Genomic DNA, 19,005 nt, shown 5'->3' on the forward strand with positions numbered 1-19,005 from the left:
CTGATACAGAACAACTATCCCCCGCCAATCTGGCATTTGCTGCCTTTATCTCATGATTCAACCTCAAACGGATCAACGATACAGCTAAATAGCGAGCGTCTTTTCACTATACAATTTGGTGAAGACAGGATAGGGTCGCCTTATCAAATAATCTGACACATCTATGCGATTATGGCGTCTGCTTCTTCCAGGATTATTCCTGAGCATTCCCCCAGATCAAAAAGTTGCGTCGGATCTCCATGACTTGGTGAGACTATGCATAAGAGTGAAAACCAGAGGCCTGATGGCGTCGATGGTGGTACGGATATTGCCAATGGTGATGCTGCGATTGGAAGGTCGCAAGACACCCTGAGCTGGGGACAGGAATTCAAGGCAACCTTCATGCTTGCCTTGCCTTTGGTGCTGACCCAGTTAGCCCAAATGGCCTATTTTACGACTGATGTGATCATGATGGGATGGCTCGGAAAAGATGCTCTGGCTGCCGGATCACTTGCGACGGCCCTGCTTCATCCAATCCAGCTTTTCGGGATTGGCGCGCTAACAGCTGTCGCGCCCATGGCGGCGCAGGCCATAGGTGCCAAGGACTATACCTCGGTGCGCAGAACAGCCCGTCAAGGGCTGTGGCTCACCATCATTCTCGGCGCTTTACTCATTTTCTTGCTGTTTCAAAGTGAATGGATTTTTGCTCAAGTGGGGCAGGAAAAAGAGATCTATCTCCAATCCTCGTCCTATCTTTATTATGCGTCCTGGAGCCTGTTTCCCGCTCTGGGAATTGTAGCTTTGCGTGGTATGGTCAACGCCCATAGCGAAGCAGCCATCATTCTCTGGATCACTATCACCGGCATATTCATAAATGCTTTGGGCAATTATGCGCTGATGTTCGGCAATTTTGGTTTCCCCAAGCTGGAGTTGGTCGGAGCCGGGATATCTACCTCCTTCGTAAATCTTGTGGGTTTCACGCTGTTGATCAGCTATGTCGCTGTCAGCAAGACCTATAGTTCTTATAATCTCTTCACGAATTTTTGGCGTCCCGATTGGCCACGCTTCATGGAGCTGTTGAGGGTTGGTGTGCCGATTGGTTTGATGATTACCACCGAAGTAGGCATGTTCTCTGCTGCGACCGCATTGATGGGGTGGTTGGGGCAGGACGCTCTTGCGGCTCACGCGGTGGCCCTGCAATGTGCAGCGATTGCCTTCATGGTGCCTTTGGGACTTTCACAAGCCACAACCATTCGTGTAGGTCTTGCTCAAGGAAGTCATAATCCTTTGGGCGTGAAGAGAGCTGGGTGGATTTCCATCGTTGCTGGAACTGGCTTCATGCTCTTCACCGGTGCACTCTTCATTGTCATGCCGGAAACCTTGATTGGCTTCTATATTGATAAGAGCAATCCTGCCAACACCATTCCTTTTGCTCTGGCTGTCAGCTATCTAGCTGTTGCAGCTCTATTTCAATTGGTGGATGGGGCGCAGGCCATGTCGGCAGCTGCACTGCGTGGTCTTGGTGACACCAAGGTACCCATGATCGTCGGGATCATCGGTTATTGGGGATGTGGCATGGCCACCAGCTATTATCTTGGCTTTGTATTGGATTGGCAGGGCGTTGGGATCTGGGTTGGCTTGGCGGTCGGGCTGGCCTTTGTCGCTGTGGTGCTTACCTCTCGCTTCGCCTTGCGAGAGCGCTATGGTCTTCTGCGATATTGATCTTTAAGGGGCATGTTTCAAAAAATCCCGCCTTGCTGATCTAAAAGTAAGGCGGGATTTTTTTAAACCTTGCGGAGGTCGATCACTCAGCAGGTTTTTTGACTGCCTTCACCTGAGCTTCACCCTCTAATACAACGGTTTCGCCTACACGAGCCACACATGCCAAACGTACCCGGCGGCCCCGATCTATCTTCTCTTCCACTTTGACTTCGATTGTCAGCTCATCGTTTGGTTTGACCGGCGCCTTGAAATTCAGTGTCTGGCCAATATAGATGGCACCGGGTCCCGGTAAGCGCATTCCCAATATGGCAGAAAACAGGCTGGCGGTATAAAGGCCATGGGCAATACAAGAGCCAAATTGGCTGTTTGCGCCATACTCCTTATCTATGTGAATGGGGTTATAGTCTCCGGAAACTGCAGCGAAAGCTGCGATGTCAGCATCTGTTACGCAATGAGTAAATCTCTCGGTTTGGCCGACGCTCATATCCTCATAATAGACGGTGCGGGCTTCTACGCCGCTCAAAGGAGCTGTCATATTTTTCTCTTCCCTGTTGAACTCTCTATTCTGGCGTCACTGGCCAGAACTGAATATGTTGCGTTGCAGCATGGTCAGATTAGGCCGCAGTTCCAAACGCCACAAGTCTTGAGTTGATTAAATGAGGCATTCTTTCGAATAAGAAAGAGCGTCAATATGAAGGAATTTGACTGGATTGGTGATTGGTTACTCTCATGGTTTTTTAGACAATCATTTTTATAGAGCCGCAGCAGATAAGGGTAGAGCAACTCTGCAAGAGGAAATCTTTGTTTCGATCACACTTGTTTTTGGTTAATGAATGTCAAGGTTATCAAAGACTGAAAAAATCCCTACAAAGCTCTTAAATTTCCCGAAATTTCAGGCTATTTAGCCCAAAAACGAGACATTTTTACATAAAGGCCAGTTTTCTTGATTGTGGCAATTAACCGCTTTTTTAACTCCTTAGGCTAGATTGAGGCTTGGGTGACAGGAGGCCGAAAGAGCTGACAACCCAGTAAGATCTATGACAATAAATAGGTGAAAACCCGTAATTAAGCGGGACACAGTGTGAGTTTGGAGTGAACTTATGGCCCTCGATCTTTCTATGCCGGTACTGGTAGTGGATGACTACAAAACCATGATCCGGATTATCAAGAACCTGCTCAAGCAGTTGGGTTTTGAAGATGTTGATGATGCTGCAGATGGCACCGAAGCCTTGGCCAAGATGCAGGATCGTCGCTACGGTTTGGTTATTTCCGATTGGAATATGGAACCAATGACTGGTTATGAACTGCTCAAGCAGGTTCGTTCAAGTGAAAGTCTGTCCAAGACACCATTCATTATGGTGACCGCAGAATCCAAAACCGAGAACGTGATTGCAGCGAAAAAGGCTGGTGTGAACAATTACATCGTGAAGCCGTTCAACGCAGCAACCCTGAAAACCAAGATTGATGCCGTCTTTGACAGCTAGGTCTTGAGGGTCATATTGCCAGACAATATGAACGGGCCACAGCTCCGGGCATGAAAATGCCCGGTTGGCTGGCTGATATTCGGTATGGGTAAATGCCGATGATCACTTGCAGGATGAGGCGACCCATGCGCCTTTCTCGCATGATTGGCCCCACTATTTGGTCAGGCCGTCTGTCATGTCCAAGACATGCAGGAAGCCATTGGCATTGATGAGCACTTGATGAATATCGAATCGCAAGGCTGTACGCCTTGAGATGTGGATCACGCATATCTGCATAAAGAATGATAAAGACCGCTATAAGTGGCGATAAATCAGCTAACTGGAAGAACTGGGGTAGACAACATGGCACAGAGCGAAAATTTGGCTGCAAAGACAAATATTGAGCAGATCGTCAAATATCTTGAGCAGAACAAGACGGATGATGTCTCGCTAACCGACATCATGTCCTTGGCTGAAGTGATGGCGAAGAGTCTGGATGCCCATGTTGAGGCAATTGATCAACACGCCTATTCTGAGTTTTCTGCAATAGCTGCAGAAATCACCAGCATGAAACAGGAAATTGCTGCCCTTTGTCCAACAGACATGCGCAACAACTCCATTCCTGATGCCGGGCGTGAGCTTGATGCAGTGGTGGATGCTACTGAAAATGCGACCAATACAATCATGGGCGCTGCAGAAGAGATCATGTGTGCCGATCCTTCCGATGCGGATGCCTATTCTACACTGGTGAACGACAAGATTATCGAGATTTTTGAAGCCTGTTCTTTCCAGGACATCACTGGACAGCGTATTTCCAAGGTTGTGCGCACGCTCAATCTGATTGATGAGCGGGTATCAGGCTTCATTGAGCGCCTTAAGGTACAAGACCTTGATGCCCCGCAGATGGAAGAAACCGAAGAAGAGCGCCGCCGTCGCGAATTAATTCTGCATGGCCCCCAACACAGCGGGGAAGGTGTCGATCAGAACGATGTTGATCAGATGCTCAATGACATGGATTTTGACTCAATTGATGCTGAAGAAGAAAAAAAATCAGATCAGTCAGAAATTGATAATCTATTTGCGTAAAGGTGAACGAAATCAACCTGTCGGTGGCAGATATATTTATTTGCAACTTATCTGAACTGATCCACGCAGGCGGGCAATCTCGTTTTGAGGGCGGCCAAGGATTTGGTTGCCAAGTGGGGTGAGGACAGTATTGTGGGTTTCGGATTCTCCATTACCGAAGATCTCAAAAAGCATATGTCGGATGAGAAATTTCTTGTCGCATATGATGCCTGGATGTCATGGAAAAGGGAGCAAGGCAAGCTCCCTGAAATCGGCGGCATGGAATTGGCCGAAATCCAGCTTACACGCAATCAGCAAGCACGTTTTTCCATAGATGAGCGCGGAGAATGGTTCTGTACGGACTTTGCTCCTGGGATGGTAGATTTTACGGGCTTTTCTCTAGCTGGCCAGACATTGAAAAGTGGTGGTGAGGCATTTGCCAAAGTTCACATAGACAATTGTGAATTGGCAATGAGCAAACAACTGCCGGTCTATACAACATTCAAAGCTATCAAGGCCGTGCATGTAGCTCTTTGGGAAGTGCTTTACCTGCCGGTTCGCTCGACCGACATCAATGAAGACGAAGTGATTGCCATCCTTCAACCTGTTGTCTATCGGCAGAATTATCTCGAAGAACTCCTAAATGCTCTGCCTCACGGACTGATGACTGTGGTGAGGCACCCGGTTGATGGACAAAGAGAACAACAATTCCAGGTTATTGAATGCAATCGTCCCATGTCCAATATGATGCGTAAACGCATGCGTGACATCGTGGGGATCGATTTGCCAACGCTTTGGCCAGAGGCTGATCAAGAGGCGTTGGAACAAGTTATGGTCTCTGTTCTGGATGATGGAATCGCCCGCAATTTCAACGCGTACTACACCTTGGATAGTGAAGTCAGAAACTGTGAAAGCCGTATTACTCAATCTCCATGGGGATTGACCGTCTATACTTGGGATACGGGACCGCAGGACTAATGGTTCAAGGTTATACAATAGCTATGTCGAATTGCTGCTCAAGGTATCAAAGCCAGAGATTGATAATGAAAAACCCGGTACTTTTGAGAGACCGGGTTTCATTGTGGTGAGCAATCAATCAAACAGGTGCCGTTTTCACCCATACGTCCAGATAATCTGGCCCAGTCATGCCTTCCGGCGTGTCCAAGTGATGTCGCCGTTTGGATCCTCGATGTCATAAGATACGCCATGATGCCGTGGCACCATGGCCAGCGTATCGACGAGAAAGATACGCCATGATGCCGTGGCATCATGACTAGCGTATCGACAGGCAAACAGTGACATCCTTACATGTTCGGATAGTTTGGTCCGCCCATGCCTTCCGGCGTGGTCCATGTGATATTGCCGTTTGGATCCTTGATGTCACAAGTCTTGCAGTGGACACAGTTCTGAGCGTTGATCACATATTTGACCTCGCCTGGATTGGCATCATCTTCCATCCATTCATAAACCCCCGCCGGGCAGAAGCGGTTGGAAAGGCCAGCATAAACATCATGTTCAGATGATTTCTGCAGTACTTCGTCACCCAGCTTGAGGTGGATCGGCTGATCTTCCTCATGGTTGGTGGAAGACAGGAAGACAGAAGACAGGCGATCAAACGAGACTTCTCCATCTGGTTTTGGATAGTCGATCATCTTGCACTTTGCCGCAGGCAAGGTGCTTTCAGCGTCAGTCTTGCCATGTTTCATGGTGCCAAATGGTGACCAATTGAACAGCGTGTTGCACCACATGTCCAACCCGCCAAGAGAGATGCCAAGTACGGTACCCAGCTTCGACCACAGTGGTTTGACATTGCGAACCTTATACAGATCTTTGCCAATTGGACCATCACGCCATGCCTCTTCATAGGCGATAAGATCATCGTTGGAGCGACCTTCACCAAGAGCATCAACCAGCTTTTCAGCCGCCAACATACCGGAATTCATGGCATTGTGGGTGCCCTTGATACGAGGCACATTGACAAGACCAGCGGAACAGCCAATCAAGGCACCACCGGGGAAAGAGACTTTCGGAACGGACTGATAGCCACCTTCTGTAATGGCACGAGCACCGTAGGAGATACGTTTGCCGCCGACAAAGGTGTCCCGTACAGATGGATGTTGCTTGAAGCGCTGGAATTCTTCGAACGGAGATAGATATGGATTCTTGTAGTTCAAATGCAGAACAAAACCGACGACAACCTGATTATTCTCCAGATGATACAAGAAGGAACCACCACCTGTTTTCATATCCAATGGCCAACCGAAGGAATGAGTGACAAGACCTTGATCATGTTTCTCGGGATCAATCTCCCAAAGCTCTTTGATGCCGATACCAAATTTGGCTAGATCACAGTTTTTGTCCAGCTCGTAATTGGCAATGATTTCTTTGGCGAGTGACCCGCGTACACCCTCGGAGATCAGGGTATATTTGCCGCGCAGTTCCATGCCGCGCATGAAAGTATCTTTGGGTTGACCATCGCGTCCCACACCCATGTCACCGGTGGCTACACCGCGCACAGCACCATTGTCGTCATATAATACTTCTGCAGCGGCAAAGCCGGGATAAATCTCAACGCCCAGTGCTTCGGCTTTTTCTGCCAGCCAACGACAAACATTGCCGAGTGAGACGATGTAATTCCCATGATTGTTCATCAATGGTGGCATGGTGAAGTTGGGCAACGTAAGGCTACCAGCAGGACCAAGCACCCGGAATACATCCTTCTTGACCTCGGTCTGGAAGGGATGGGAGCTATCTTCGCGCCAATCAGGCAGCAATTTGTCGAGGCCAACCGGATCGACTACCGCACCAGAGAGAATATGGGCACCAACCTCGGAGCCTTTTTCCAGTACAACGACGGAAATCTCGGTGCCTTTTTCCTGAGCCAGCTGCATGATGCGGATCGCTGCTGACAAACCTGCTGGCCCGGCACCGACGATGACAACGTCAAATTCCATATATTCCCGTTCGGGAAGGGCTGTATCGGCAGTCATCAAAAAGGTCCTTTCATTAGAGGTCGGATGGTCCGAAGTCTTTTCAACCACATAATGAGGCGTACAACAAGTCTATTTGATCATTGTTCATCGCCTGCTATAAAGAATGCTTTAGCGCAAAGAGATATCGGAATCCACGTGCCAAATTCTCCCAATATGGTGACATCTGCTCATGATCTGGCTGAACTCATACGATGGTATGATGCTCTTGGCGCAGATTGTCCCTTGGACGAAGATCCCCAGAACCGTTTTAAGGAGACGGAACGTCAGATTGCCGCTCGTCAGCAGGCCAAGGCGCATATTCAGGCCTCTCCCAATGCTGCGCCCAATATTGGGTGCGGAAATTCCGCTCATTCTCCTCACAATTTTTCTGCAGGTGCATCACTGGCACCTCATCCATCTCAGACGGATCCACAAGGCGTCAATGCAACCACTTCGACGTTTACGTCAAAGTCAATGAATAATCAATTCCCCAATTCGGATAGGTCTGCAGAGGCACGTGCGCCAAATGGATCTGGGGACACTCATCTCGGTGCACCAGCTCTGGCTGGCATGGGACGACAGGTTGAAGAAGCCAAAGGCCGGGCGCAGCAGGCACAGAACCTGGATCAATTGCGCCAGGCATTGAGCGAGTTTGAAGGTTGCAGCCTGAAGTTTTCAGCCAAGTCTCTTGTCTTTGGTGATGGTAATCCAAATGCCAGCCTGATGTGCATTGGTGAAGCGCCGGGCCGGGAAGAGGATATTCAAGGACTTCCCTTTGTTGGGAGGGCAGGGCAATTGTTGGACAAGATGTTGGCGGCCATTGGGCGAGACCGCTCCAGTTGCTACATCACCAATATCCTGCCATGGCGTCCACCAGGCAATCGGAAACCAAGCCTGAATGAAAGCGAGATGATGCGTCCTTTCATTCATCGCCATATTGAGTTGGTAAATCCCGATATTCTGATTTTTCTGGGAGGCACAGCTGCTCAGCAATTGCTGGTAAGCAAGGACGGTATCATGCGCCTGCGCGGGCGCTGGAAAAGCTATACCATCGCAGATCCATCCGGCCAGAACCGACAAATCCCGGCAATGGCGACCCTGCATCCTGCTTTTCTGCTAAGAACACCAGCGCAAAAGCGGGCTGCCTGGCATGATCTTCTGGAAGTTTCCAGCAAACTTCGTAATTCATGATAGCTGAACGCCTGTGCTTTCATGGTAGAATAGGTGTCGGAGAGCTTTCCGCCAGATTGTCAGGCTGAATTGACTGCTCCTGGAAGTCCATGCAGGGCAGCATATTTCATTTATGAGTGATTGAAGAAAAAAGGCGATGCACTGCACCGCCTTGTGTTTGTTTTGTTGCGGGTAGGGGCCTAACTCCAGCCGCCACCATATGTTTTATAGAAGATATGAAGGCCGATCTTACCGCGACGTTTCATGGTACGAGCCCATTTGGGGCGCACATAGGTGGCGTGATAATGGGTGGACGAGCCAACATTCTTCAGCCAGACCTCTTCATTGATCACCTGATCGGATAACTTCCAGGCTGTATCCCAAGCCTTCTTGGACAGGATCCGGTCCCGAATGCCATCACAGGCAAATGAGAATTGGCAAGCGTTCCGCTTATGCTTGTTTTGATAGACCACACCGCAGATGGTGTTTGGATAGGTCGGATTCTTCACCCGGTTCATTACAACCTGTGCGACGGCAATCTGGCCTTTGATCGGCTCAGATCGGCTTTCGAAATAAATGGCATTTGCCAAACAGGTCTTTTGTTGCTTGGTATAGCTGGATTTCGGCAGCTTGTTGGTCACCCAGGCATGTTCACCTCTGGCTGGAATCTTGACCTTCTTTTTCTTGGAAGAGCCAAAATTGAACCAGCTTGCCCAACGCGACTTTTTCTTCGGTTTTTCTGCCTTCACTTTGACGGGCGCCAAGGATGCGACCTGAATACGCGGTTCCTGTTTTCTAACTGGTACCTTCTTGCTGTTTTTAGCTTTTGCCAGAACAGCGCTGGTGTCCATCGGCTTGGAAGAAGACTTGGAAGCGATGGTGGATTTGATTGCTTTTTTGCCTATTGCAGGCTTGGTACGTGGCAAGGCGGCAATCAAGTTCAGCGGTCCCTTGCGTTCAGTTGCAGTTTTGCCAGGGTTGCGATCTGTGTTGGAGATAGCCTTGCCAACAGCCTCGGCACTACCGGTCGGTTCAGGGTTAAGGTAAGGATTATCCTCGATGACCTGTCCGGTTTTCTGCTCTGTCAGGATGGCACGAAATGGCTCTTCAAGCGCTTGCAAGGAATTCGGGGCATAGGCTAGCGATGTAGATCCTGTTGCGAGACCATCTGCAGGACGAGTTGTGACAGTTTTGCCAGACGGCTGGGTATTTGCCTGTGCCAACGCTATCGGCGATCGTTTTATCTTGGGAGGCCGTGGTAATACAAAGGCTTTGGCATCCGCCATCATGATACGGCGATCTTTGGCCCGGTGAAAGGCCTGTCTTGGCAGGGCTTCGCGTTTCGGATCTTGGAACAGGCTTGCCATGTTCCAAAGGGAACCGGACCAGTTCAAGCCAATAGCTTTTCGACCGCTGGCGACTTCATACGGCTCCCATCCCCAAGCCTTGCGCTTATCTCCCTTGGCGGCACGGTTCACAACCAGATCTTGCTTCTTGTCGATAAAGAGGATCGGAAGATTTGCGTCTGGATCATAGCGTCCAGCTTGCGGGTCATCCTTGATAATTTCAGCAATCTTGATAAGTGCTCGATGTGATCCGGAATTCCCAGCGATGGCGTCTGTCATGGCAAAGTCAAGCTGCGTCCCGCGTATTCCCAGTTGATCGCCGGAAAACAGGCTGTGTGTCCATGCTTGCTGGCGAACCTGGGCCAGTGACAGACCGGCACGGCTTTCTTCCGGGATAGGCTGGGTGAAAGACAGGATAAGGCCTGTGCTTACGAGCAAGCCCGATACAAAGCGAGAGCTCACACGGCCCAAAGCAGTTTTTGACATCACGTCACCACTTACACATACGCAACTAATTTACACAATCACGACTCTAGAAAACGCAGATGCCGCGAACGCAAATGTCAGAAATGAGATACAGATCACTCCTGATCGCGTATGATAATGGGCTATTAACCTTGAAAGACAGTTAACAGCCGGATCAAAAATTTAGCCAACGAAAAACCCGCTTTCTATGGGTACTGCCGACCATGGCATGTCAAGAAAATCCAGTCTGTGAGCACTGTTCTGGTGGTTAAGGACTGGAATGTGCAGGCTCTCTCTCATGGCAATGGGGCATGGATAAGGCAGGCAAAGATATGGCTAATAGTCAGTGCTTCACTTCAATTATGAAGGCATCATGAAGAATAGGGTGATGTTGAATGGCAAATTGCATTGGCAGCAATGATGGGATGTTAATTCGGTTTAACCATGATCAAGGCAGCAAGGGCTCTCGCAGATAGGCATTGTGAACGACTGCTTGGTTGTATGAGCCACGCAGTTAGACAAAAGAGGCGAAAAGGAAAGTTGGAAATGAAAAATGCCCGGACCGAGGTCCGGGCAAGTTGTCGGTACTAAGCAAATAAGGGCTAACCTACTCACGTTCAAACCAGCAAAGAACGTCTTCAGTCGGACACGAAAATCGGAACAGTCCCCGCAGAATGTTCGCGTTTCGCACCTAGAGCCAAGAAAGGTGGAGCGTCCAGCCTTACAAGCCAAGCAAAACCAGACTAACGCTTTTCAAAACCTAAATCATCCCCCAAAATTCAATGAATAGTAGGATTTTCCCCCAAAAATTGGGGGGTGTTTTGGCTGATTTGCAACACTTATGCATCTTAAGTGTATAATTCTGTATCCAATTCAGTATTTTTGTGTACGCCTGATTAATTGGTTGTACGTGAAAGCGATTCGTATTTATAAGTGTGTTTCCCTGTGGATGTATTGTAAATATCTGTTTGGGAGCCAAGCGTTTTATTGGTACGGATATAATGTGACCTTTCGGTCAAAAACGAGGCTGTTAAACTATACCCCTCCGGGATCGCAACTCGTATTTTGAAGTCGTCTCTGTTATGGCTATGAAACTGTCGGATTGGGAGACAACCAAATGGATCGCAAAAATCAGCCTCTTTGGCTGCGTCTGCTCAATGCTGTCAGCGTTCTGGCGATTTTAGTCTTTGTATTCATATATCAAGCCAGGCTGTCTGATTGGCCTGCCTACCTATTGGTTCTGGTGACAATAGGTGGGGCAATAGTGAATTTTGTCCTCCATCTGAAAGATGCAATGAACAACCGTGTGACGGATCGAAACGGTGCAGGTTCATCAAGTGAGGGCAGTAAGAAATAGTGTTTGCAAACAAATAGCCTGTGACAATGGTTGGGTTCCGGGAAATCCGAAGGGCGAGATACTTTTGCCCATTGGCGGAATTGTAAGATCTTGAAGATACGCCACATTGTTGCGGTTTGTCGCCACGTCACCGGGCAAAATTATCCTCGCAGAATTCACTCAACGAATAGGGGCTGAGCTAGGGCGTTAGACGGTGCGTCAATTCCTCTGTAATTTTGAACTCAGCCTCAAAAGGCCCCCCAGCCTCATCCAGATGATCATCCAGTTGGGCATGTAGAAGGCCGATTTGTCCAAATTTCATGCCAATTCGGTCACGCAGCCATAGTCGCATCTGTTCGCGGCGGTGAGCTGAAAACTTTCCACTCTCCAATAGACAGTTTCTATGCAGATCGACCTGCTCAATCAGCAAGTCCAGTCCCTGTCCGGTAGGGGAGGATGTCATCAGGACGGGAGTTGACCAATCTTCCTTTTTCTTTAGAGCAAGTGAAAGCGCTCCTTGAACATCTGCTTTGGCGCGCCGGGCAGGGGCACCCATATCAGCCTTGGTTACAGTGACGATGTCTGGCAGTTCCATGATACCGGCTTTCATGAATTGCAAGCTGTCGCCAGAGCCAGGCTGAATACAGAGCACGATGGTGTCGGCTGCGAAGGCAATGTCGGCTTCTGATTGTCCGATTCCCACGCTCTCGACCAGAACCCGATCGAATACGGCTCGCATGAGAATTATAGCTGCCAAGCTTTCATGAGAAAGACCTCCAAGGCGATCTCGCGCTGCCATGGATCTCACAAAAACATTCTTGTCTGCAGGATCTGTATCGAGACGCGTACGATCTCCCAAGAGCGCGCCAAGAGAAAAGCGAGAAGAAGGATCAACAGCCACAACACCAACGCTTTCGCCACGTCGACGCCATTCTCTGATCAGGGCATTGGTAAGGGTCGATTTGCCAACCCCGGGAGGGCCGGTAAGACCAACAACGTGAGCTTTCGCATTGCGAGCGGCTTCATCAAGCAACAGGGCGGTCTTCAGCTGACCATCTTGTGCTTCTATATTGCTAAGCGCACGGGCAAGGGCACGCTTGCCGCCATCACGTATTGCATCCAGACACCACAAATCCTGTGACACACTCGTCTCCTGCACACCAATTCATCTTCACTCAGTGCTAACACATCTCAAGTGACAGTCTGAACCAGACAAAAGCGCATATCTGTAGAACTATTTGCGCATGCTGATTGGGGGCACAAACCTAACGATGCTCGGCTGCTTTGAGATAGGCTTGCGCCGCAGCCAGGCGTGCGATCGGTACGCGGAAAGGCGAGCAGGAGACATAATCAAGCTCAATCTTCTCACAGAATTCGATCGAGGCCGGATCACCTCCATGTTCGCCACAGATCCCCATCTTGATATCGTCACGGGCAAATCGGCCGCGTTCGGCTGCTATCTCGATGAGTTCGCCAACTCCATTGGTATCCAGACTGATGAAAGGGTCGTGGTCAATTATTCCCAAGCGTTGATAGTCGGCTAGAAAACGCGATGCGTCATCACGGCTGATGCCATAGGTGGTCTGGGTCAGATCGTTGGTCCCGAACGAGAAGAACTCAGCGCTCTCAGCGATGGTGCGTGCTTGCAAACAAGCTCTTGGCAGTTCGATCATGGTGCCAACGCTGTAATCGACACTACGACCTGCTTCTGCCATCACATCGGCACCAACCGCATCGATCCGTGCCTTCACATAATCGAGTTCCTCCCGCAAGCCGACAAGTGGCACCATGATTTCCGGTTGCACCGCTCGTCCGGTTTTTACCGCTGCTGTGATTGCAGCCTCAAAGATGGCTCGGACTTGCATTTCGGCAATTTCGGGATAGGTGATGGCCAGACGGCACCCACGATGCCCCAACATCGGATTGAATTCGTGCAAGGTGGTGATACGCGCCTGCAAAGCTTCTGGTGTCAGACGCAAGGATGGTGCCACATGGGCGATATCTTCCACTTCATGTGGCACAAATTCGTGCAATGGAGGATCCAATAGTCGAATGGTGACTGGCAGTCCCGCCATAATCTCGAAGAGTTCGGTGAAGTCTTTGCGTTGCATTGGCAACAGGGTTGCGAGAGCATCGCGACGTGCTTCAACATCTTCGGCAAAGATCATCTCGCGCATGGCCGAAATGCGATCTTCATCAAAGAACATATGCTCTGTCCGGCAAAGGCCGATACCTTCTGCACCAAACTCGCGAGCAGACTTGGCATCTTGCGGTGTTTCTGCATTGCAACGCACACGCATGCGGCGGGCTTCATCCACCCAACCCATAAGGGTGGAAAATTCGCCCGTCAATTCCGGCTTCTGCATGGGGACATCTCCAAGCAGAATTTCACCCGAGCTACCACAAATGGTCACGACATCTCCCTTCTTAAGGGTAATATGACCAACGGATAGAATTTCCTTGTCATAGTCAATGCGCAAAGACCCGGCGCCGGAAACACATGGTTTGCCCATACCTCTGGCAACCACTGCTGCGTGAGACGTCATGCCGCCCCGCGCTGTCAGAATGCCTTGTGCCGCATGCATGCCATGAATATCTTCCGGGCTGGTTTCAACCCTTGCAAGGATAACCCTGCGGCCTTGCGCCGCCAGACTTTCCGCTTCATCGGCATGGAATATCAACTGACCTGAAGCTGCGCCAGGGGAGGCAGGCAAGCCTTTTGCGACCAGATTACGTTCAGCATCTTCCGCGATTGTAGGGTGTAGCAATTGATCCAGAGAGCGAGGATCAATGCGCAAAATGGCTTCATCACGGCTGATGACGCCTTCGTTGGCCATTTCAACGGCTATGCGCAAAGCTGCTTTGCCGGTACGTTTGCCAATGCGGGTCTGCAACATCCATAATCTACCACGCTCGATGGTGAATTCGAGATCTTGCATGTCTTTGTAGTGATGCTCAAGAGTCTGGCAAATATCGGAAAATTCCGAAAATGCTTTGGGCATCACTTCTTCCATTGAAGGAGCCTGATTATGCCCTGACAAACGTGCCTGAAGTGTCAAATCCTGCGGCGTGCGAATGCCCGCGACGACATCTTCACCTTGGGCATTGATCAGGAACTCACCATATAATGCTTTCTCGCCAGTGGAAGGGTTGCGGGTAAAGGCAACTCCAGTGGCTGAATCCTGTCCCATATTGCCAAAAACCATAGCCTGAATATTGACGCCAGTTCCCCAATCTTCAGGGATGTCATGAAGGCGACGATAGGTGATGGCACGGGCATTCATCCAGCTGGAAAAAACTGCACCAATGGCTCCCCACAATTGTTCTTCCCCATCTTGAGGGAAAGCTTCCTCCAGTTCGTCTTCGATCAGCAACTTGTAGCGGGCAATAACATTCTTCCAGTCATCTGCACTAAGGTCAGTGTCCAGCACATAACCGCGCTCATCCTTGATCTGCTCGATGATATCTTCGAAATCATGGTGATCGACACCCATGACCACATCGCCATACATCTGAATGAAACGGCGATAGCTATCATAAGCAAAGCGTGCGTCACCGGAAGCCTGTGCAAGGGCCTCGACAGTGACATCATTCAGGCCGAGATTGAGAACAGTATCCATCATGCCCGGCATTGAAACACGGGCACCTGAGCGCACAGACAACAGCAGGGGATGCTCGGCATCGCCAAACCGCCGACCAGTTTGCTCCCCAACTTTGGCAAGAGCGTCCTTGACCTGCGCTTTCAGGTCTTCAGGATAGGAATGGCCATTGTCGTAATAGTAGCGACATAGTTCGGTGGTAAGAGTAAAACCTGGAGGTACGGGCAATCCCAAATTGCTCATCTCCGCCAGATTGGCTCCTTTGCCGCCAAGCAGGCTGCGCATGCTTGCGTCACCTTGGGCGGATCCGTTGCCAAAACCATAGACCCACTGAGCCATCTTTCAGTCCTCTAACTCACACGCTAGGGCTCCACAGCAATGGGTAGGGTTGCCTTGCTGTTCGCCACCATGATGTTGCCACTCTCGATAATCTGAACCGATGCTGCAAGTTCGCAAAGTGTATCAGATGAGTCGCAAAACCATCACAGTTTAACCAGTAAAATGTTGCGATGCAACAAAAGTCAGGGTTTTTACGCCCCAGCCTGATGTCAAGGTTAAGCCAGAACTTGTCGTTTTGCAGTGTTGTGACCATTTTTGAAAAACAAGGACAGCTTCCAACAACAAGATATCAAAAGAAGATCTGTTGTCATCTCGTTGTCATGCAATCTTGGCATTCAAGTCGGCAATCATCGACGAGTGAGTGAATCTTGGATGGATGAACAGATGAGACAACAGGACAATGCCGATGCTGCATTTGATGAAGATCAGGTCAAGGCACTGGCCGCGCTTGCGCAGAATACCCGACTGAGAACCTTTCGCCTGCTCAGTCAGGCTGGTGAGCAAGGGCTCGTTGCAGGGGTCATTTCCAAAGATCTTTCGGTTCCCCATAACACGCTCTCCACGCATCTTGCCATTCTGACACGTGCCGGCCTCATCCGTCAGAGCAAAGAGGGTCGCAATGTCCGTTATTTTGTTCGGCGAGACAGAGTGCAATCTTTGGTGACCTCACTGCTTCAGGATTGCCGTAAAGAGTAATGGCCAAAAACAGAAAAGAGACGGCATTTCGCGCGCTACAGAGCTTGTTCCGTCAGACGAAAACCAGAGTTGATCGCCCTTTGTTTGTCCCCAAACACCTCGCGGTCCTTCGCAAAACCTACTTCATCGCCTCATATCAGGAGCCAAAGTCATGCAAAAAGTCTTGTTCCTTTGCACCGGAAATTCTGCACGGTCAATTCTGGCCGAAGCGATTCTGAACCGCGTCGGCAAGGGACGTTTCAAAGCCTTCTCTGCCGGTAGCCAGCCCAAGCACGAGCCAAACCCATATGCGCTGGAATTGCTGCGTTCACTTGGCTACGGCCTCTCTTCCTTTCGCTCCAAAAGCTGGGAAGAATTCTCGACCGATCTGGATGGCAAGAAAATGCACCATATCATCACGGTCTGTGACAATGCAGCTGGCGAAGCTTGCCCGATCTGGCCAGGCAAACCAGCGTCCGGTCACTGGGGTATTCCCGATCCGGCAGCTGCCATTGGATCAGAGAAAGACATCCAGCTTGCTTTCCTGACTGCATATGCTCAATTATCGGACCGCATTGGACGCTTCGTATCCATGCCGATTGAAGAAATGAAGAAAAAAGAAATCCGTGAACTGATGGAAGAGATTGGTTCATTCAGCGGAGCGACTGGGGGGATCCGTTAATGGCGTCCACGCATAGAGCACAAATTTTGGCAGAATTCCTTGGAACGGGAACTTTGGTGGCAACCGTTGTCGGGTCTGGTATCATGGCCGAGAATCTGGCAGCGGGAAACACGGCTGTTGCGCTGCTTGGCAACACCATCCCGACCGGAGCCATCCTGTTTGTCCTGATCACCATGCTGGGGCCAATTTCCGGCGCGCATTTCAATCCGGTGGTTTCTCTTGCTTTTTTCCTGCGCAAAGAGTTGGCAGCATCCACGACCATACAGTTTGTTGTTGCCCAGATTATTGGCGGCATACTTGGCTGCTTGATCGCCAATTTCATGTTTGAGCTGGATGTGGTTCAGATCTCGGAAAAAGTTCGCACCGGGCCTGCACAATGGGTTTCCGAGATCACTGCAACTGTGGGTCTTCTGCTTACCATTCTTGTGTGCCTGAAATCCAAACCAACCGCTATTCCTGCGGCTGTGGGCTTGTATATCACAGCGGCCTATTGGTTCACTTCCTCCACCAGTTTTGCCAACCCGGCAGTTGCTATTTCGCGTATTTTCTCCAATACCTTTGCCGGCATTCGCCCGGAAGATGCTGCTTTTTTCATTGCTGCGCAGTTGCTGGGAATGGGCCTTGCGATTATCGTCTCAAAGTTTCTATTGGAAGAGAGCGCAGACTAGAACGCACGGTCCTCATGTAAGTCATCCCGACAAAGCTGATGAGAATATAGCAGAGCAGGCAATCGTCTCTTGACCTTTGCCCCTCTTCTCCTTTTATTAAAAGCCTTGGACTGAGGCTGGCAATGAAGGGCAGGGCCGTGACAAACATAAGCAGCGCCAATCAGTTGACCGAAAACCCGTCACTCGATCACCATATGCGTGTGCCCATGACCGATGAGTTGCATGCGCGCCCCTTTGCCAAACTGCAAGCTCCTTGCCGGGTTGCCTTCATAGCGCTTAAACCTGATGAAGATAGCTTGCATGATCAGGCGCTGGCACATGGACAGCTTGTTGATTTTCTGGACCGCTTTGGTGCAGACCATCCTGAACGCCCCGGGGTTGTCTATCATTTTGCCACCTTGATTGATAATCCGGACCACCGGCTCACTTTGAAATGGGAAAACCATACGGAATTTGCGACCTATACTCTCTATTCTTCCAATATGGATGCAGAGCCGTTTGCGCCGGATTTGCATGACTATTTTGCTCCAGACTGGATAGCGACCTATCCAGGACGGCGTATTACCTCCGCTGTGGTGCAGGTCGAAATAGAACCGGACATCATGGCGATTGAGCACCGGGTGAATACCGATTTGCGTAGCTGGTTCATGCATGAAGGTTTTGCTGCTGGTTGGGTTTCCGATCATATGGCCGTATTGGCAGGAAACTTTCATCTTGATCAGGAAGGCCATATCCGTTTTGCTCTGCTGGGGCGAAAGGGCATTGGCCCACGCCGCCTTGGTCGTATCATCCAGCGTGTTTTGGAAATCGAAACCTATAAAAGCATTGCCATGCTGACGCTTCCAATCGCTCGTTCGATCTTTTCGGACCTGGAAGGCATCAATCGGGAATTATCCCGTACAGTCGAGGCCATGGCCAAAGTCGACAACAATCACAAGGAAACCTTGCAGCAATTGCAAAAGCTGTCGTCACAAATCGCCTTGCTTGACACCAATTCGGCTTTTCGCTTTTCAGCCACCCGAGCCTATGAGCGATTGGTGCATGATAGAACCAATATTCTGCGTGAGGGCAGAGTGTTGGGCCGCCAGCTTTTTGTAGAATTTATGACACGTCGCTTCGATCCGGCAATGAGGACCTGTCACGCTGCCCATGAAGCTTTGCAAAATGCATCAGACAGAGCTGACAAAGCAGCTGATCTATTGAGTACACGTGTCAGTGTCACAACGGCTGAACAGAACCGTGCGCTGCTTCACAAGATGGATAGACGTGCGGAGCAACAGGCGCGTTTGCAAGAAACGGTAGAGGGCATCTCGGTTGTTGCCATTTCCTATTATGCCGTGAGTTTGCTTACCTATCTGTTGGCTCCTCTGACCAAGGTGCTACCGATGAGCAAAACCATGCTGGCGGCCGGTCTGGTTTTGCCGGTTGCGGGTTTCGTCTGGATTTCCATGCATCGCCTCAAAGAGAAGCTGATCCGCAAAGGAACTGATATCTCTCGTGATGGTCAAAAGGATCATTGACGAA

At 50.0% G+C, this 19,005-nt stretch carries 15 protein-coding genes; 10 read left to right on the forward strand and 5 right to left on the reverse strand.

What is annotated here, in order from left to right; genetic code table 11:
- Positions 1-255 precede the first annotated feature (255 nt).
- Positions 256-1,701 (forward strand): MATE family efflux transporter, encoded by a 1,446-nt coding sequence (locus CRO57_RS01295; protein ID WP_097151602.1) that lies wholly within the window; start codon positions 256-258, stop codon positions 1,699-1,701.
- Positions 1,702-1,783: 82 nt separating this feature from the next.
- Here CRO57_RS01295 and CRO57_RS01300 read toward each other — a convergent pair whose 3' ends face one another.
- Entirely contained in the window at positions 1,784-2,236 is a 453-nt protein-coding gene (locus CRO57_RS01300) for a MaoC family dehydratase (RefSeq protein ID WP_097151603.1), read from the reverse strand.
- Positions 2,237-2,801: 565 nt separating this feature from the next.
- On the opposite strand from CRO57_RS01300, the gene CRO57_RS01305 reads away from it, so the two are divergent.
- From CRO57_RS01305 to CRO57_RS01315, 3 genes are all read left to right on the forward strand, one after another.
- Positions 2,802-3,185 carry a response regulator gene (locus CRO57_RS01305; protein WP_097151604.1) on the forward strand — a complete coding sequence of 128 codons (384 nt, stop codon included), beginning with the start codon at positions 2,802-2,804 and terminating at the stop codon, positions 3,183-3,185.
- 342 nt (positions 3,186-3,527) lie between these two features.
- Complete coding sequence (locus CRO57_RS01310; protein WP_097151605.1) at positions 3,528-4,250, forward strand: protein phosphatase CheZ; 723 nt, start codon at positions 3,528-3,530, stop codon at positions 4,248-4,250.
- Positions 4,251-4,382: 132 nt separating this feature from the next.
- The gene (locus CRO57_RS01315) at positions 4,383-5,207 is read left to right on the forward strand and encodes a hypothetical protein (RefSeq protein WP_141401150.1); all 825 of its coding nucleotides are present in this window, start codon (positions 4,383-4,385) and stop codon (positions 5,205-5,207) included.
- Between the two features lie 326 nt (positions 5,208-5,533).
- On the opposite strand, the gene CRO57_RS01320 is transcribed toward CRO57_RS01315, so the two are convergent.
- On the reverse strand, positions 5,534-7,219 hold the full coding sequence (locus CRO57_RS01320) for an electron transfer flavoprotein-ubiquinone oxidoreductase (RefSeq protein ID WP_097151607.1): 1,686 nt from the start codon (positions 7,217-7,219) through the stop codon (positions 5,534-5,536).
- A gap of 138 nt (positions 7,220-7,357) precedes the next feature.
- Between CRO57_RS01320 and CRO57_RS01325 the strand changes: the two genes are divergently transcribed.
- Positions 7,358-8,392, forward strand: coding sequence for a uracil-DNA glycosylase (locus CRO57_RS01325; RefSeq protein ID WP_244579991.1), 1,035 nt, complete (start codon positions 7,358-7,360; stop codon positions 8,390-8,392).
- A gap of 179 nt (positions 8,393-8,571) precedes the next feature.
- On the opposite strand, the gene CRO57_RS25325 is transcribed toward CRO57_RS01325, so the two are convergent.
- A complete protein-coding gene (locus CRO57_RS25325) occupies positions 8,572-10,203 on the reverse strand; it encodes a cell wall hydrolase (protein WP_425291265.1) in 1,632 nt (543 codons plus the stop codon).
- A gap of 1,096 nt (positions 10,204-11,299) precedes the next feature.
- Here CRO57_RS25325 and CRO57_RS01340 point away from each other — a divergent pair.
- A complete protein-coding gene (locus tag CRO57_RS01340; protein WP_097151609.1) occupies positions 11,300-11,539 on the forward strand; it encodes a hypothetical protein in 240 nt (79 codons plus the stop codon).
- Between the two features lie 178 nt (positions 11,540-11,717).
- Here CRO57_RS01340 and meaB read toward each other — a convergent pair whose 3' ends face one another.
- The gene (gene meaB / locus CRO57_RS01345; protein ID WP_210200723.1) at positions 11,718-12,662 is read right to left on the reverse strand and encodes a methylmalonyl Co-A mutase-associated GTPase MeaB; all 945 of its coding nucleotides are present in this window, start codon (positions 12,660-12,662) and stop codon (positions 11,718-11,720) included.
- Between the two features lie 121 nt (positions 12,663-12,783).
- Positions 12,784-15,456, reverse strand: coding sequence for a pyruvate, phosphate dikinase (ppdK, locus tag CRO57_RS01350; RefSeq protein WP_097151610.1), 2,673 nt, complete (start codon positions 15,454-15,456; stop codon positions 12,784-12,786).
- A gap of 384 nt (positions 15,457-15,840) precedes the next feature.
- Between ppdK and CRO57_RS01355 the strand changes: the two genes are divergently transcribed.
- The 4 genes from CRO57_RS01355 to CRO57_RS01370 all read left to right on the forward strand — a co-directional run bounded on the left by CRO57_RS01355 (position 15,841) and on the right by CRO57_RS01370 (position 19,001).
- Entirely contained in the window at positions 15,841-16,152 is a 312-nt protein-coding gene (locus CRO57_RS01355) for an ArsR/SmtB family transcription factor (RefSeq protein WP_097153133.1), read from the forward strand.
- A gap of 151 nt (positions 16,153-16,303) precedes the next feature.
- Positions 16,304-16,813: an arsenate reductase ArsC gene (locus tag CRO57_RS01360; RefSeq protein WP_097151611.1), complete on the forward strand. Its 510-nt coding sequence runs from the start codon at positions 16,304-16,306 to the stop codon at positions 16,811-16,813.
- The gene (locus CRO57_RS01365; protein ID WP_097151612.1) at positions 16,813-17,481 is read left to right on the forward strand and encodes an aquaporin; all 669 of its coding nucleotides are present in this window, start codon (positions 16,813-16,815) and stop codon (positions 17,479-17,481) included. Before CRO57_RS01360 ends, CRO57_RS01365 begins: the two co-directional genes overlap by 1 nt.
- Positions 17,482-17,618: 137 nt before the next feature.
- Complete coding sequence (locus tag CRO57_RS01370) at positions 17,619-19,001, forward strand: DUF3422 family protein (RefSeq protein ID WP_170955902.1); 1,383 nt, start codon at positions 17,619-17,621, stop codon at positions 18,999-19,001.
- Positions 19,002-19,005: the final 4 nt, after the last annotated feature.

Source organism: Cohaesibacter gelatinilyticus, assembly GCF_900215605.1.
GTDB lineage: Bacteria > Pseudomonadota > Alphaproteobacteria > Rhizobiales > Cohaesibacteraceae > Cohaesibacter > Cohaesibacter gelatinilyticus.

Coding starts and splice junctions, on each gene's coding strand:
- CRO57_RS01365 (WP_097151612.1), top strand. CDS start 16,813: ATGGCGTCCACGCATAGAGCACAAATTTTGGCAGAATTCCTTGGAACG.
- CRO57_RS01300 (WP_097151603.1), bottom strand. CDS start 2,236: ATGACAGCTCCTTTGAGCGGCGTAGAAGCCCGCACCGTCTATTATGAG.
- CRO57_RS01320 (WP_097151607.1), bottom strand. CDS start 7,219: ATGACTGCCGATACAGCCCTTCCCGAACGGGAATATATGGAATTTGAC.
- CRO57_RS25325 (WP_425291265.1), bottom strand. CDS start 10,203: ATGTCAAAAACTGCTTTGGGCCGTGTGAGCTCTCGCTTTGTATCGGGC.
- ppdK (WP_097151610.1), bottom strand. CDS start 15,456: ATGGCTCAGTGGGTCTATGGTTTTGGCAACGGATCCGCCCAAGGTGAC.
- CRO57_RS01340 (WP_097151609.1), top strand. CDS start 11,300: ATGGATCGCAAAAATCAGCCTCTTTGGCTGCGTCTGCTCAATGCTGTC.
- CRO57_RS01360 (WP_097151611.1), top strand. CDS start 16,304: ATGCAAAAAGTCTTGTTCCTTTGCACCGGAAATTCTGCACGGTCAATT.
- CRO57_RS01295 (WP_097151602.1), top strand. CDS start 256: ATGCATAAGAGTGAAAACCAGAGGCCTGATGGCGTCGATGGTGGTACG.
- CRO57_RS01310 (WP_097151605.1), top strand. CDS start 3,528: ATGGCACAGAGCGAAAATTTGGCTGCAAAGACAAATATTGAGCAGATC.
- CRO57_RS01305 (WP_097151604.1), top strand. CDS start 2,802: ATGGCCCTCGATCTTTCTATGCCGGTACTGGTAGTGGATGACTACAAA.
- CRO57_RS01355 (WP_097153133.1), top strand. CDS start 15,841: ATGAGACAACAGGACAATGCCGATGCTGCATTTGATGAAGATCAGGTC.